The organism is Mesorhizobium sp. 131-3-5 (genome assembly GCF_016756575.1).
Lineage (GTDB): Bacteria > Pseudomonadota > Alphaproteobacteria > Rhizobiales > Rhizobiaceae > Mesorhizobium > Mesorhizobium jarvisii.
In genome coordinates this window covers 488,931-503,477 of sequence record NZ_AP023254.1, presented here as the reverse complement: position 1 = coordinate 503,477, position 14,547 = coordinate 488,931, and the positions used below count along the sequence as shown (strand labels likewise).

Below are 14,547 nucleotides of genomic sequence, written 5' to 3'. Positions count from 1 at the left end.
TCGTTTTCAAGCCGGTGAATGTTCGAAGCTCGTCTGCGGAGCTTTGAAACCCTGAGACAAGGACAAGGTCATGGCGCCCCGTTCCGCCGAAGCCAGCCGCAAGACCAAGGAAACCGACATCTCGGTGTCGGTCCATGTCGACGGCTCAGGCAAATCCGATATCGCCACGGGCGTCGGCTTCTTCGACCATATGCTCGACCAGCTGTCGCGCCATTCGCTGATCGACATGACGGTGAGGGCCAAGGGAGACCTGCACATAGACGACCACCACACGGTCGAGGACACCGGCATCGCGCTCGGCCAGGCGCTGACCAACGCGCTGGGCGAACGGCGCGGCATCATGCGCTATGCCTCGATCGACCTTGCCATGGACGAGACGCTGACGCGCGCGGCGATCGACGTGTCGGGCCGGCCGTTCCTGGTCTGGAACGTGTCTTTCTCGTCGCCCAAGATCGGCACCTTCGACACCGAGCTGGTGCGTGAATTCTTCCAGGCGCTGGCGCAAAATGCCGGCATCACGCTGCATGTCACCAACCATTATGGCGCCAACAACCACCACATCGCCGAGACCTGTTTCAAGGCGGTGGCGCGCGCGCTGCGTGCCGCACTCGAGCCCGACCCGCGCCAGCCGGACGCGGTTCCCTCCACCAAGGGATCGTTGAAGGGATAGGCCATGGCCACCTATGTCGTGATGGAACCGCCCGGCCGCAGCGAGAAGGTCGACGCAACGGCCTTTATCCGCGACGGCTTCACCTGGCTCGGCCTGCTGGTGCCGCCGCTTTGGCTCGCCTGGCACCGGCTGTGGATCGAAGCCGGACTTGCCTTCGTCGTCATGGGCGCGCTTTCGATGGCTGGGCAAAACCTTGGCCTTGGATTGGCAAGTTCGCTGCTGTCGACGCTGGTTTCGTTCTATATCGGCCTGGAAGGCCAGGGGTTGCGCATAGCGGCCCTGCGCCGGCGCGGCTGGCATGAATGGGGCGCGGTTCAGGCCGGCCGGCTCGACGATGCCGACATACGCTATGCGCTGGAGATCGAGGGGCATGCGGAGGAAGCCGCGCCGCCGCCGCGCATCGTTCCGGATGCCGCCCAGGCGCGTCCGGCGCAGCCGGGCATGGCGCTGGGCCTGACCCACATACCGGGACGGCCCTGACATGCGGGTAGCAATCATCGACTACGGCTCGGGCAATCTGCGCTCGGCCACCAAGGCTTTCGAGCGCGCCGCGCGCGAAGCCGGCATATCGGCCGAAATCGACCTGACGGCCGATGCCGACCGGGTGCGCAGCGCCGACCGCATCGTCCTGCCCGGCGTCGGCGCCTATGCCGACTGCGCGGCCGGTCTGCGCGCGGTCGACGGCATGTGGGACGCGGTCGAAGACGTCGCCATCGCCAAGGGCCGGCCCTTCCTCGGCATCTGCGTCGGCATGCAGCTGATGTCTGAGCGCGGCCTGGAAAAGACCGTCACCCATGGCTTTGGCTGGATCTCGGGCGACGTCAAGGAGATCACGCCCGCCGATCCGGCTCTGAAAATCCCGCAGATCGGCTGGAACACGATCGAGCTCAGACGCCAACACCCGCTGTTTGTCGGCATTCCGACCGGACCGGAGGGGCTGCACGCCTATTTCGTCCATTCCTACCATCTCGACGCGAAAAAGCCGGCCGAGGTTCTGGCCGTCGCCGACTATGGTGGTCCGGTGACGGCGGCCGTCGCCCGCGACAATCTCGTCGGCACGCAGTTCCATCCCGAAAAGAGCCAGGCGCTGGGGCTGGCGCTGATCACCAATTTCCTGCGCTGGAGGCCCTAGTGCATGAGCAAGAAGGGCGCCTGAATCGTGATCCTGTTTCCCGCCATTGACCTCAAGGACGGCCAGTGCGTGCGCCTGAAGCACGGCGACATGGCGACCGCGACCATCTACAATGATGATCCGGCCGCGCAGGCAAAAGCCTTTGAGGACCAGGGCTTCGAATGGCTGCACGTCGTCGACCTCAACGGCGCCTTCAAGGGCCAGAGTGTCAACAGCGCGGCGGTCGGCGCCATCCTCAAGGCGACGAGGAACCCGGTGCAGCTCGGCGGCGGCATCCGCACGCTTGCGCAGATCGAGGACTGGCTCGACCGCGGGCTGGCCCGCGTCATCCTCGGCACGGTGGCGGTGCGCGATCCCGACCTTGTCAGGCAGGCCTGCAAGGCTTTCCCGGGCAAGGTGGCCGTCGGCATCGACGCCAAGGGCGGCAAGGTCGCGGTCGAGGGTTGGGCCGAGGCGTCGAGCCTCGGCGTCATTGAACTGGCGAGGAAATTCGAGGGTGCCGGCGTCGCCGCCATCATCTACACCGACATCGATCGCGACGGCGTGCTGACCGGCATCAACTGGGACGCCACCATCGACCTCGCCGAGGCCGTATCGATCCCGGTCATCGCTTCTGGCGGCCTCGCCTCGATCGCCGACATCGTGCGCATGACGATGCCCGATGCAAAGAAGCTTGAAGGTGCCATCTCCGGTCGCGCGCTCTATGACGGCCGCATCGATCCCGCCGAGGCGCTGGCGATCCTGCAGGGCCGGCCGGCGGCGGAGGCGAAATCGTGAAGATCACCATCATCCTCGCCTCCTATGACAGCGGCCACTATCACGGCGGCATGGGACAGGGCCCGGATGCGCTGATTGCAGGCGGTCTGGTCGACGCCCTGACCATTGCCGGCCACGAGGTCGCGGTCGCGGATATCGGCAGGGTCGGTGACGACCAGGAACGCGAGATCGCCACCGGTTTCGCCGTCTGCAATGCCGTCTCGGGAGAGGTCCGCATTGCCATCGACAGGGGGCGGTTCCCCATCGTGCTGGCCGGAAACTGCCTGACATCGGCCGGCGCGGTCGCCGGCGAGGGTGCCGATGCGATCATCTGGGCCGACCAGCATGGCGATCTCAACACGCCCGAGACCTCGGTATACGGCTTTCTCGACGGCATGGCGCTGGCGACCGTGCTTGGCCTGTGCTGGCGTCCGATGGCAGCGGCCATTCCAGGTTTCAAGCCGATCGATCCGTCACGCTGTGTGCTTGTCAACGCCCGCGATCTCGATCCGGCCGAGGAAGAACTGCTCAAGACCTTGCCGGTCATCCGCACCGAATGTCCAGGCATTGGACCAGCAACTGCGAAGCTAAAGGCCGCAGGCGCCAAAAGCGTGCACATGCATCTCGATCTCGACGTGCACGACCCCAAGGAACTGCAGGCCAATCGATACGTCACGTCAGGCGGGCCCAGCCCGGAACAGTTGCGCGACGCGGCCTGCGCCATCGCGCTGGCGGTGCCGGTCGTCGGCATCACCGTTTCCGCCTACGATCCGGCCTTCGACGCGCAGGGCGACGTCCCGCCGCTGGTCGGCGAGCTGCTAAACGATCTCATCGCCACGATAGAGGGCCGCTGATGCTGAAAGCCCGTGTCATCCCGTGCCTCGACGTCAAGGACGGCCGTGTCGTCAAGGGCGTCAACTTCGTCGACCTCATCGACGCCGGCGACCCGGTCGAGGCGGCCAAGGCTTATGACGCCGCTGGTGCCGACGAGCTCTGCTTTCTCGACATTACCGCCTCGTCCGACAACCGTGAAACCATTTTCGATGTCATCGCCCGCACCGCCGAACAGTGCTTCATGCCGCTGACCGTCGGCGGCGGCGTGCGCCAGGTCGCCGATATCAGGAAGCTGCTTCTGGCCGGCGCCGACAAGGTGTCGATCAACACGGCGGCGGTGAAGAACCCGGATTTCGTCGCCGAAGCCGCCGACAAGTTCGGTAACCAGTGCATCGTCGTCGCCATCGACGCCAAGAAGGTCTCCGGCGCCGGCGAGGCCGACCGCTGGGAGATCTTCACCCATGGCGGGCGCGAGAAGACCGGCATCGACGCGGTCGAATTCGCGCGTCAAATGGTCGATCGCGGCGCCGGCGAGATCCTGCTGACCTCGATGGACCGCGACGGCACCAAGGCCGGCTACGACATCGCGCTGACGCGTGCGATCGCTGATGCGGTGCGCGCGCCGGTCATCGCTTCGGGCGGCGTCGGCACGCTGGATCACCTGGTCGAAGGCATTCGCGACGGCCATGCCGGCGCGGTGCTTGCGGCGTCCATCTTCCATTTCGGCACCTATACAATCGCCCAGGCCAAGGCGCATATGGCCGCCGCGGGCCTGCCGATGCGGCTGGACTCCTCGGGTGATCGGCCCTAGAGGCTGTTCCGGCTAAGAAAAGGGCCCCAGGCGCCATGGCTGAATTTTCGTTCTCCGATCTGGAGACAATCATCAGGGACCGCGCCCATTCCGGCGACCCGGACTCCTGGACGGCGAAACTGTTCGCGCGCGGCATCGACAAGGCGGCCCAGAAACTCGGCGAGGAGGCGGTCGAGACGGTGATTGCCGCCGTCAAGGGCGACAGACAGGGCCTCGTTTCCGAAAGTGCCGATCTTATATATCATTGGCTCGTCGTTCTCGGCCTCTCGGGTGTTCCGCTGAGCGACGTGCTCAAGGAGCTCGAAAGCCGCACCGGGCGTTCGGGCATCGCCGAGAAGGCGTCACGGCCCCAGGGCTGACCGCGAGGGAGGGCAGGTATCTCGATGGATCAGCTCGCGCCAACCGAGAAATATTCCCCCTTTCGTTTCTTCTCGGCCGAGCAATGGTCGCAATTCCGCGCCGACACACCACTGACGCTGAGCGAGGACGAGTTCCGCCGCCTGCGTTCGCTCAACGATCCGGTCGACCTCGAGGAGGTCAAGCGCATCTATCTGTCGCTGTCGCGGCTTTTGTCCGCCCATGTCGAGGCGAGCCAGCTCTTGTTCCGGCAGCGCCAGGCTTTCTTCAACGCCGTCGATATCGTCAAGACGCCGTTCATCATCGGCATCGCCGGCTCCGTCGCCGTCGGCAAATCGACCACCGCACGCGTGCTGAAGGAGCTTCTGGCGCGCTGGCCGTCGAGCCCCAAGGTCGATCTCATCACCACCGACGGTTTCCTGCTGCCCAATGAGGTGTTGCGCCGCGAGAACCTGATGGAACGCAAGGGCTTTCCCGACAGTTACGATGTCGGCGCGCTGCTACGTTTCCTCTCGGGCATCAAGTCGGGGCTGCCCGATATCCGCGCGCCGGTCTATTCGCACCTCACCTACGACGTCATTCCCGGCGAGTTCGTCACCATCGACCGGCCCGACATCCTGATCTTCGAAGGCATCAATGTCCTGCAGCCGGGCAAGTTGCCGCAGGACGGCAAGATCGTGCCCTTCCTGTCCGACTTTTTCGACTTCGCCATCTATATCGATGCCGACGAGAAGCTGATCCACGAATGGTACATCGCGCGCTTCATGCGGCTGCGCGAGACCGCCTTCCGCAATCCGGACTCGTTCTTCCACCGCTACTCGCAGCTTTCGGAGGAAGCGGCGCGCGCCATCGCCGAAGGCCTGTGGTCCAACATCAATCTGAAGAATTTGCGCGAGAACATCCTGCCGACACGCGCCCGCGCCGACCTCATCCTGCGCAAGGGCGCCGACCATCTGGTCGAGGAAGTGGCGCTGCGCAAACTTTAGACCCGAGTGTTTCACCGTTTCATGGAAACGGCGAAATGCTCTAACTCTTTGTTTTGGCGCAATTCCCAAGGGAAAGCGCTACGCGCTTTTCCCGGGAAAACCGCACACTTTTTCTGGAATTGCTCCAGCCAGATACCGAGGTGGCGGCCCCGTCTCCGGCAGGCCCGCCACTTCGACGTTCATGTCATCGGCATCGCGGCTCAGCCATTGGCGAACGGCACGGCGACATAGATCTGGCTGCCATCGCGTTCGATCAAAAGCAGCACCGACTTGCGGCCCGACTTGCTCGCCTGCGCGATCGCCTGCGTGACCTGCCTGGCGCTCTTCACCGGGGCCTGGTTGACGGCGACGATGACATCGCCGGGCTGAATGCCGGCAGCAGCGGCCGCCTTGTCGGGATTGACGCGCGCAACCACCGCGCCATGCTCATTGTCGGCGAGGTTCATTTCCTGGCGAATGTCGGGCGTGATGTCCATCAGGCCGAGGCCGATCGCCGGTGCGCGCGAGCCCTGCTCGGCGCTCGGTGCGCCGGAATCGTCCGTCGATGCCGTCTTAACATCGTCGCTGTTTTGCCCGACGTTGACGGAAATCTGCATCGCCTTGCCCTTGCGCCAGACATCAAGCGTTTCCTTGGCGCCGGGCGCGACATCGGCCACGGCCCGCGACAGATCCTTGGGATCCTTCACGTCCTGTCCGGCGAAGCCGGTGATGACGTCGCCGGCCTCGACTCCGGCGCTGGCGGCGGGCGAGCTGTCATTGACCTTGGAAACCAGCGCGCCGCCGGGGTGATCGAGCCCGATGGCGCTTGCCACGTCCGGCGTCACCGACTGGATCTCGACGCCGAGATAGCCGTACTGGATGGAACCGTCCTTCATCAGCTTGGCGACGACCTTTTGCGCCTGGTCCGACGGGATGGCGAAGCCGACGCCGACACTGCCGCCATTGGGCGAATAGATCGCCGTGTTGATGCCGACGACATTGCCGTTCACATCCACAAGCGGGCCACCGGAATTGCCATGGTTGATCGGCGCGTCGATCTGGATGAAATCGTCGAACGGCCCGCTATGCAGGTCGCGGCCGCGTGCCGAAACGATGCCGGCGGTGACCGTGGTGCCGATGCCGAACGGATTGCCGATCGCCAGCACCTGGTCGCCGGTCATCAGCCTGTCGGAATCGCCCCATTTGACCGTCGGCAAGGGCTTGTCGGATTTGATCTTGAGCACGGCAAGGTCGTTCTTGGCATCGCGGCCGACGAGCTTGGCGGGAAGTTCGGTACCGTCATCGAGCGTCACCTTGATCGAAGAGGCGCCGTCGACGACGTGGTTGTTGGTGACGATGGTGCCGTCGGCACTGACGATGAAGCCGGAACCGAGCGCTTCGGCCCGTTGTGCCTGCTGAGGCGGCGTCTGCGGAGCGGGCATCTGGTCACCGAAGAACTGGCGGAAATACTGGTCGAACGGCGAATTGCCGAGAGGCATGCCGTCATCGGCGCCTGCCGGCTGGGCCTTCATGATGGTGGTGACCGTGACCACTGCCGGCTTGTCGGCCGCCACGATCGGCGCAAAGGAGCCGTTCGGGGCCGTTATTCCGGCGACCGGGGTCTGGGTCGTCGCGACAATTTTACTGACGCCGGTGCTGTTGTTCGCGCTCTGGGCGAACGAGACGACGACGGGGGAGATGATCAGCGCAGCGCCCAGCAGGGCGGCGACGCGATGCCTACGAAGAATACCAAGAGGTGACATGGTCGTTCTGTCCGGGCGAGAGTTGATCGGGCGCCGCGGGCACCTTGGGAGAAGCGCCCGCCGGCGTGTCGACGACCGGATTGCCTGTCTCGCCGTACATGGCGGCCGGCCGGATCGACACCGAGGTATCTAGGGTGCCGATCGGCCCGAATTAGGGTTTTCGGCCGACCTTACGAAGATTTAATTCAGGGAGCGCTTACGGATCGTCATGCCGGCGCAGATAGTCGGCCGCAATCTCGCGCATACGCTTGCCGTCGAAGCTCGGCCCGTGGCCGCCATGGCCGATGCGGATCGGCAGGTCGAGCAGGCGCTGCATGGTGCTGGCATAGGCAGCCCGATCGGAATCCGGCAGCGTGTCGATCAGCGTGTCGTCGTAGATGGCATCGCCGCTGAAAAAAAGCCCGTCGGCCTCGTCGAAAAGCGCGATCGAATCCGGCGAATGCCCGGGCAGGTGCAGCACGCGCAATTGCCGGTCGCCGAGATCGACCACGTCGCCCTCGTCAAGCGTCCGCGTCAGCGGCGCCGAGGGGATCTTGTAGTCGGCGGCCTTCCAGCCCGGCGCCGGCAATATCGACACGGCGCCTTCGAGATCGTGGAACATGTAGGCGTAGGTCGCCGCCTCATCCATGCTTTCGAATTGCGCCGCACTCATCTTCGGCCCGGCCCGCCACGCAAATTCGTGCAGCGAGCCGACATGGTCGAGATGGATGTGGGTGGCGACGACCAGCAGCGGTTTGCCTTGCGGCGTCTCTATCTGCGGCGCCAGCGGGCAGATGCCCATCCCGGTGTCGACCAAAAGGTCGGCGTCGCGGCCGCGCAGATGCCAGATGTTGGCGCGCACATAGTCATGCACGAACGGCTCGGTCAGCATCGTCGTCCTGTCGTCGACGATGCTCTTGCTGAACCACTCCGGCATCACTTGTGAGCCCGGTATCAGGCGGAAGCCTGACATCAAACGAAAGGCTTCCCGACCTTGTACTTTTCCGGCACCAGCCGCTTGAGATAGGCCATGCCGGCCTCCGACAGCTGGTTGACGTCGGGCTTCATGAAATTGTCAGGCATGTGGCGGGTCTTGCCGGCGACGTTCTTCAGCGGCACCTTCTTCAGAACGGTCTTTGCGCCGTCATATTGCAGCGCCACGGAGCCGCCGCCCTGTTCGGCGACGGACACGGCGAAGGCGCCGGCATCGAACGCCTCTTGTGCGTCGACGGCGCTGATGGCGCCGACATAGCCGCGCGGCATGTAGCCGAGCGCGTCGACGCGGGCCCGCTTGCCCGGCAGGCCCTCGGCCAATGCGCGCTCGAGAGCTGCCGGCAGGTCGCTGCCCGACAATTTGACGTTGCCATGCGCGTCGCGCTCGAGCTTCTCCGGCGCTACCAGGCTTTCGACCAGCGCCTTGCCGTCGGCGGTGCTCACCCCTTCCGACACGGCAACGATGCAGCGCTTGTGGCGGTCGAGCGTGGCACGCACATCGTCGATGAAGCCCGCGGCCGAGAATGGCCGTTCCGGCACGTAGACCAAATGCGGGCCGCTGTCGGGATCGAGCTGCCAGGCAGCCGCCGCTGCCGTGAGAAAGCCGGCATGCCGGCCCATCACGATGCCGACATAGATGCCGGGCAAAGCGCGGAAATCGAGATCGACCGAGAGGAAGGCGCCGGCGACGAACTCGGCCGCCGAGATGAATCCCGGCGTATGGTCGTTCTCCTCCAGATCATTGTCGATGGTTTTGGGCGCATGGACGAAAGCGATCGAGCCGCCGGCGGCATCGGTCAGGATCTGCTGCGTGCCCGACGTGTCGTTGCCGCCGATATAGATGAAGGCGTCGGCGCCGGCCTTCTTCAGGCCGTTGAGGATGACATCGCAATAGGCGGCATCCGGCTTGTCGCGTGTCGAGCCGAGGGCCGCGCTTGGCGTTCCGGCGATCAGCCGCAGCCGATCCTCGGGAATGGCCGAAAGGTCGACATAATTGCCGTCACGGATGCCGCGCACGCCATGGATGGAACCCAGCACCTTGGCGCCGGGATGCCGCTTGCGGATCTCCAGCGTGGCTCCGACCACCGTCTGGTTGATGACGGCGGTCGGGCCGCCGCCTTGTGCGATGACAAAAGTTCCGGCCATTCCTGACGTCTCCCGAGCGATGGTTTTCAAGGCACCTTGGCCTGTCTTGCCGCGTCACGCAACGGGAGAGTCTTGAGCATGATCCCGAAAAGTGGAAACGGGTTTTCGGGAAAAGTTCATGCGCGAACAGGAAGATGGAAGCGGCCGCCTGAGCCGCCCAAAACGATCACATGACGACGACCGGGTTTTTCTTCGAAACGCGGCTGTAGAGGTCGATGATGTCCTGGTTGATCAGGCGCACGCAGCCAGACGACATCGCCTGGCCGATGCTCCACCATTCGGGCGAGCCATGGATGCGGTAGCCGGTATCCTTGCCGTCCTGGTAGATGTAGAGCGCGCGCGCGCCGAGCGGGTTGGTGAGGCCGCCTGGCTGGCCGCCCTGCCACTTCACCAGTTCGGGCTTGCGCTGGATCATCTCCGGCGGCGGCGTCCAGGTAGGCCATTCCCTGCCATACTGGATGTTGGCGCGGCCGGACCAGCGGAAGCCGTCCTTGCCGATACCGACGCCATAGCGGATGGCGTCGCCGCCCGGCTGGACGAGATAGAGCATGCGCTCCTTGAGATGGACGACGATGGTGCCGGGCGCCTCGCCGGTCGTGTCGACGACGATCTGGCGGCGGAATTCCGGCTTGACCTTCAGATACGGCACTTCAGGCACGTTGAAACCATTGTCCGTCAAGGCGGCGTACATCAGGTCGGGGCTGGTGATATTCCTGTCGACGCTGATCGCCGGCCGCATCGGCGGCACGGAACCGGTGACCGTATTGTCGAGTTCGAGCGCCGGCATGCCGCCGCCGGACGTCGAGCAGCCGGCCGCGCTGAGCAGCGCCAGCGCGCCTGCCCCGGACAGGATAGCGCGGCGGGAAAGATGATGATCGGTATCGATTGCGTCGCCGTATCGTGGCGGCGTCAGACCTTGCGGCAACTCACGCATATACCCAAACCCTACGCTGTCGGCGGGAAGCACGGTCCGGCCGGATAGCGGGCATTTTCATCATTCATGGTTGATAAAGCGTGAATGCCTTGCGCTGCCTGGATTTGCGCCTGGCCTGGCGGCACCTGACCGTGCCGAATGAACTGGCAACCGGGCGTTCCTGCACAAAAAGACCCAGGCCGGGTCATAATCCCGGCACCGGTCTTTCCTACCCATCGGGCGATCAGCGAGGGGCCTCCATGTGCAAGACGTTAAAAACCGACATCACGCTTTTTGCCGCTGCCATTGTCGCGGCCGCATTGGTTCTCGGTGCCGATGTCAGCCTGGCCGATATCGTGAGCACGCTGAGCGGCGCGAACTGACGCCGACCTGCCTTTGGCGCAATTGATGGCGCGGCAATTCCAAGGAAAGTGCGTGGCGGTCTTCCGCCCGGATTTTCGTACAAACAAAAATCAGGCCTCTTTACATTGCCCCTGGGCTGAGGATTTATCCTTCTCCTTAACCCAAGGGAGACAGACATGTCCTTCGAGAACTGGGCCGCCTTCGCCGCCGCGTCTACCATCCTGCTCATCATTCCGGGGCCAACGATTCTGCTGGTCGTGTCCTATGCGCTGGGCCAGGGCTGGCGCACCGCTTTGCCGATGGCGGTTGGCGTGGCACTCGGCGATTTCACCGCCATGACCTTGTCGATGCTCGGCATTGGCGCGCTGCTCGCCGCTTCGGCGACGGTCTTCACCATCTTGAAGCTGATCGGCGCCGGCTATCTGATCTATCTCGGCGTAAAGCTGTTCCGCGCCGGCGGCGCGCTGAAGGCCGAGCCGCGCACCGACGTGGTGTCTTCGGCCAAGATGATGGCGCATGCCTGGCTGGTCACCGCGCTCAACCCGAAAAGCATCACCTTCTTCGTCGCCTTCCTGCCACAGTTCCTTGACCGGCACGCCGATTTCTGGACGCAGATGCTGATTTTCGAGACGACTTTCCTGGCGCTCGCCTTCGCCAATGCCTTCGGCTATGCGCTGGTCGCGGCCCGCGCCCGAAACGTCGTCCGCAATCCCAAGGCGATCCGCATCTTCAACCGCACCGGCGGCACGCTGCTGGTCGGCGCCGGCATCGCCACGGTGGCGATGCGTTCGGGGAACTAGGCGACCCTTTATTCCACCATCCGAACCGGAACCGGTTTCGGATGGTGGTTCACCACTTCACGCTGATGCCCACATTGCCCTCGAGGATGCGGCGCTTGTCGCCGCCCAGATTGGTCGTGTAGTCGCCGGTGGCGAAGAGGCTGACCTTGTCGGTCACTTTGGCGACCACGCCGCCGCCGAACTCGAAGGAGGTCGACCGGCCCTCGGTCGAGATGTCGGTGGTGTCGAAATTGACATGGCTGGTGCCGCTGAAATCGTGCCAGATGTTGGCTTTGAGGTAGGGTTGCAGCGCCATGCCGTTGATGGTGGTCTCGCCCTGCAGCCGCGCACCCAGCCGGCCGCTGACGCTGTCGTTGGTGTCGAAGGAAACCGACGAGAAGCGGTCGTTGGTGTCGTCGAGCGACAGATGCCGCCAGACCAGTTGCGCCTGCGGTTCGAGCGTCCAGCCCTGCGCCAGCGCGATGGGATAGCCGCCTTCCAGCGAAGCGGTGACGCCTGTTCCGCCGACATCGATGCCGATGTCGCGCGACGATGTCGCGTGGCCGCCGAAGAACGTGGCCATGAGGACGCCGTCAAGGTACCAGCCGCTTTGGCCGATCCGGGTCCAGTAACCGCCGACGCTGGTGCCGGTGACGTTGAGGCTGCCGACGGACAGATCGTTCCATCCCAGCGCCTGGCCGCGCAAATCGCCCTTCATGCTGGCATAGGCGACGAACAGGCCGGCGCGATCGATTCCGCCCGAGGTGGTGTCGCGGCCGAACACGTCGAAACCCGCCTGGAGGCCGAACAGCGTGCCGTCGAAGGAGGGCGACACCGTTCCCGACCAGCCCATCTTGGCGTCCTGGCCATAGATGCGGCCCCAGACCGGCGATAGCTCGGGGTTCGACAGCAGGCTTTGCTCACCCCGCCGTTCATGGAAGGTGCCGAGCGTCGTCATCGCCAGGTGTTCGGCCACCGGCGGCAAGGCCGAATAGACCGGGACCTCGATGCGGTAGAGCGGGATCACGGCTGCCTGCACCGCGGTCGCTCCGGGTGTCGGCGGCGCCGGCTGGACAGGCGGCGGGCCGGGCAGTGTCGGCACCGGAAGCGCCGGCGCTTCGGTCGGCACCACCGGTGGCGGCGGTGGCGGATCCGCCGGAGGCGCCGGTGGCGGCGGCGGCGGCGGTTCGGGTTGTGGGTCGCTGGCCTGCACGGGCGGTGTCGGGTCGACCGGCGGATTGTTGATGTCGCCCTCGCTCGGCGGTGGCGTCGGCGGCAGTTCGGATGGCGGCGGGGGTGGCGGCTCGGCCGCCGGCGGCACCGGTTCCACCGGCGGGGAGGGCTCGACCGTCGGCGGCGCCGCGGCCGGCGTCGTCGGTGTTATCAGCGTCGAGCGCAGATACCAGTTCTCCTCGCTGCCAGCGCTGACGCCGCCCTTGAACAAATAGTATTCAAAGGCGCCGGCGGCGACCGGCCCGTCGAGCGCGAAGGTCGAGGCGCCCGAAGTGGCGCCGTTGACTGCCTGGACGAGCATGATGCCGTCCTGAGCGGTCGCGGCACCCGCGCCGCCGGCGTTGACCACGGAAATGCCGGTCGAGCCGGAAGCCGTGCCGCCCGAAAGCACCAGCCTGTCGGACGCGGAAGAATCGTCGCCGAGTTCGGTCTGGACAAGCAGCACGCCGCCAGCGCCGACATAATTGCCCGAAATCGTCAGCCGATCGATCGCGCCGGTGGTGCCGTTGGTCAGGTCGATGCGCCCGGCATTGGTTACTTCAGCCAACTGGCCTGCCGTGAAGGCCTGGATCGTCGCGTTGAAGCCGCCGCCATAGAGCGTGCTCGAAGCATCGACGCTGAGCGAGCCCGTGCCGGTGCCGCTGTCGCCGAGCTTGAGATTGCCGTCGAGCATCAGCTGTGTGTCGTTGGTGGCGCTGATGCTTTCCCAGTTCTGGACTCTGGCGATCCCCTCCAGCTTGACGTTGTCGAAGGTCAGCGCATCGGTACCGAGGCCGCCATTCAGGGCATCCGTGTCGCCGAGATTGGCGTTGGTGAGGTTGCTGAGCTTGGCGGTATCGTTGTCGGCGCCGAGATCGACGGCGCCATAGATGATGCCGCCGCCATTCCAGACGAAACTGTCGGAGCCAAAGCTCATCAGCACATCGCCGCCGACCGTGCCGCCTGATATCGTCACGCTGTCATTGCCGCCGCTGACGCTGATGTTGCCGCCGATCGTGCCGCCCGAGAGGATGATGGTGTCTTGGTCGAAGCCGGTGACGAGGTTGCGGTCGATGGTGCCGCCGGACATGTTGAAATAGTTCTTGTCGAGCTTCATGTTGACCCGGCCGATGCGGCCGCCGGTCATCACCGCGTTGTCGCCATCGTCGAAGAAATCGACGATGCGCCCGCCCGTCATGGTGAATGTGTCCAGTCCGTCGCCCTGGTTGAGCGATGCGATCTGGCCGCCGCTCATGTTGAAATCGTCGATGCCGGCGCCCTGCTGGACATTGCCGGAGACGGTGCCGCCGCCGATCGTGAAGAAATCCGTGCCGTCGCCCTGGTTGACCGTACCGGTAATGGTGCCGGACTGCATGTCGATGCGATCCGTACCGGCGCCGAAGGTGACGTTGCCGCTCACCTGCCCGGTGCCGCCGGCGGGAAAGGTCAGCGTGTTGTCGCCGCTTGTATCGGTAAGGCCGCCGCCCGAATCGCCGCTATCGCAGGTGAAGGTGGTATTTCCAGCCGACGGAACCAGCACGCAGGCCGCCAGGGCCGCGGAATTCGGCAGCAACACAAGCGCGGTAGTTGCAAGTAAGCTAATAAACCATGGATGGATTTGCCGTGGTTTTCGCCACAACAAAGAAATCGACTCATCAACGTTTTCCGAACGGCTGTTCGGACGCTGTATTTCAAAATGCCGCATCGCGTCCCCTCTCAGATCGCGATTACAAGCCCTTCGCCGCGCCGCAATGAAGCCACAATTCGTTCGATTTTACAAAGCCTAATCTGCATTCCATGGTTGATGAACTGCAAAGGCTGCTGGCATAGACCTTATGCAGTGCACGATTGGCACGTCCGTGGCCCATGATTTA

General features: G+C 64.6%; 16 protein-coding genes. 10 read left to right on the top strand and 6 right to left on the bottom strand.

Going from position 1 to position 14,547, the window contains the following annotated elements; all coding sequences use genetic code 11:
* The first annotated feature begins 70 nt into the window (after positions 1–70).
* Genes hisB through coaA form a run of 8 tightly spaced genes read left to right on the top strand, consistent with a single transcriptional unit; the run spans position 71 to position 5,546 of the window.
* Positions 71–670, top strand: a complete 600-nt coding sequence (gene hisB, locus JG747_RS02310; RefSeq protein WP_202361068.1) for an imidazoleglycerol-phosphate dehydratase HisB — start codon at positions 71–73, stop codon at positions 668–670.
* Between the two features lie 3 nt (positions 671–673).
* Positions 674–1,150: a DUF2628 domain-containing protein gene (locus tag JG747_RS02305; RefSeq protein WP_064985166.1), complete on the top strand. Its 477-nt coding sequence runs from the start codon at positions 674–676 to the stop codon at positions 1,148–1,150.
* Position 1,151: 1 nt separating this feature from the next.
* The gene (gene hisH, locus JG747_RS02300) at positions 1,152–1,802 is read left to right on the top strand and encodes an imidazole glycerol phosphate synthase subunit HisH (protein WP_038651438.1); all 651 of its coding nucleotides are present in this window, start codon (positions 1,152–1,154) and stop codon (positions 1,800–1,802) included.
* A gap of 27 nt (positions 1,803–1,829) precedes the next feature.
* Positions 1,830–2,579: a 1-(5-phosphoribosyl)-5-[(5-phosphoribosylamino)methylideneamino]imidazole-4-carboxamide isomerase gene (gene hisA / locus JG747_RS02295; protein ID WP_019862618.1), complete on the top strand. Its 750-nt coding sequence runs from the start codon at positions 1,830–1,832 to the stop codon at positions 2,577–2,579.
* Positions 2,576–3,412, top strand: a complete 837-nt coding sequence (locus tag JG747_RS02290) for an arginase family protein (protein ID WP_038651441.1) — start codon at positions 2,576–2,578, stop codon at positions 3,410–3,412. Before hisA ends, JG747_RS02290 begins: the two co-directional genes overlap by 4 nt.
* On the top strand, positions 3,409–4,203 hold the full coding sequence (gene hisF / locus JG747_RS02285) for an imidazole glycerol phosphate synthase subunit HisF (protein WP_064985396.1): 795 nt from the start codon (positions 3,409–3,411) through the stop codon (positions 4,201–4,203). Before JG747_RS02290 ends, hisF begins: the two co-directional genes overlap by 4 nt.
* Positions 4,204–4,238: 35 nt before the next feature.
* Complete coding sequence (locus JG747_RS02280) at positions 4,239–4,562, top strand: phosphoribosyl-ATP diphosphatase (protein WP_019862623.1); 324 nt, start codon at positions 4,239–4,241, stop codon at positions 4,560–4,562.
* A gap of 24 nt (positions 4,563–4,586) precedes the next feature.
* Entirely contained in the window at positions 4,587–5,546 is a 960-nt protein-coding gene (gene coaA / locus JG747_RS02275) for a type I pantothenate kinase (protein ID WP_019862624.1), read from the top strand.
* Between the two features lie 200 nt (positions 5,547–5,746).
* Here coaA and JG747_RS02270 read toward each other — a convergent pair whose 3' ends face one another.
* From JG747_RS02270 to JG747_RS02250, 5 genes are all read right to left on the bottom strand, one after another.
* Positions 5,747–7,288, bottom strand: coding sequence for a DegQ family serine endoprotease (locus JG747_RS02270; protein ID WP_202361067.1), 1,542 nt, complete (start codon positions 7,286–7,288; stop codon positions 5,747–5,749).
* Positions 7,263–7,409 (bottom strand): hypothetical protein, encoded by a 147-nt coding sequence (locus JG747_RS02265; RefSeq protein WP_202361066.1) that lies wholly within the window; start codon positions 7,407–7,409, stop codon positions 7,263–7,265. Before JG747_RS02265 ends, JG747_RS02270 begins: the two co-directional genes overlap by 26 nt.
* A 75-nt stretch (positions 7,410–7,484) precedes the next feature.
* The gene (locus tag JG747_RS02260; protein WP_064985159.1) at positions 7,485–8,204 is read right to left on the bottom strand and encodes an MBL fold metallo-hydrolase; all 720 of its coding nucleotides are present in this window, start codon (positions 8,202–8,204) and stop codon (positions 7,485–7,487) included.
* 35 nt (positions 8,205–8,239) lie between these two features.
* Positions 8,240–9,406 (bottom strand): diphosphate--fructose-6-phosphate 1-phosphotransferase, encoded by a 1,167-nt coding sequence (locus JG747_RS02255; RefSeq protein ID WP_019862628.1) that lies wholly within the window; start codon positions 9,404–9,406, stop codon positions 8,240–8,242.
* Between the two features lie 166 nt (positions 9,407–9,572).
* Complete coding sequence (locus tag JG747_RS02250; RefSeq protein WP_019862629.1) at positions 9,573–10,340, bottom strand: L,D-transpeptidase; 768 nt, start codon at positions 10,338–10,340, stop codon at positions 9,573–9,575.
* Positions 10,341–10,420: 80 nt separating this feature from the next.
* Between JG747_RS02250 and JG747_RS02245 the strand changes: the two genes are divergently transcribed.
* Both JG747_RS02245 and JG747_RS02240 read left to right on the top strand, forming a co-directional pair.
* Positions 10,421–10,702 (top strand): hypothetical protein, encoded by a 282-nt coding sequence (locus JG747_RS02245; RefSeq protein WP_167470444.1) that lies wholly within the window; start codon positions 10,421–10,423, stop codon positions 10,700–10,702.
* A 156-nt stretch (positions 10,703–10,858) separates the two neighbouring features.
* Positions 10,859–11,482, top strand: a complete 624-nt coding sequence (locus tag JG747_RS02240; protein ID WP_019862631.1) for a LysE family translocator — start codon at positions 10,859–10,861, stop codon at positions 11,480–11,482.
* A 49-nt stretch (positions 11,483–11,531) separates the two neighbouring features.
* On the opposite strand, the gene JG747_RS02235 is transcribed toward JG747_RS02240, so the two are convergent.
* Positions 11,532–14,378 (bottom strand): autotransporter family protein, encoded by a 2,847-nt coding sequence (locus tag JG747_RS02235; protein ID WP_202361065.1) that lies wholly within the window; start codon positions 14,376–14,378, stop codon positions 11,532–11,534.
* Positions 14,379–14,547 lie beyond the last annotated feature (169 nt).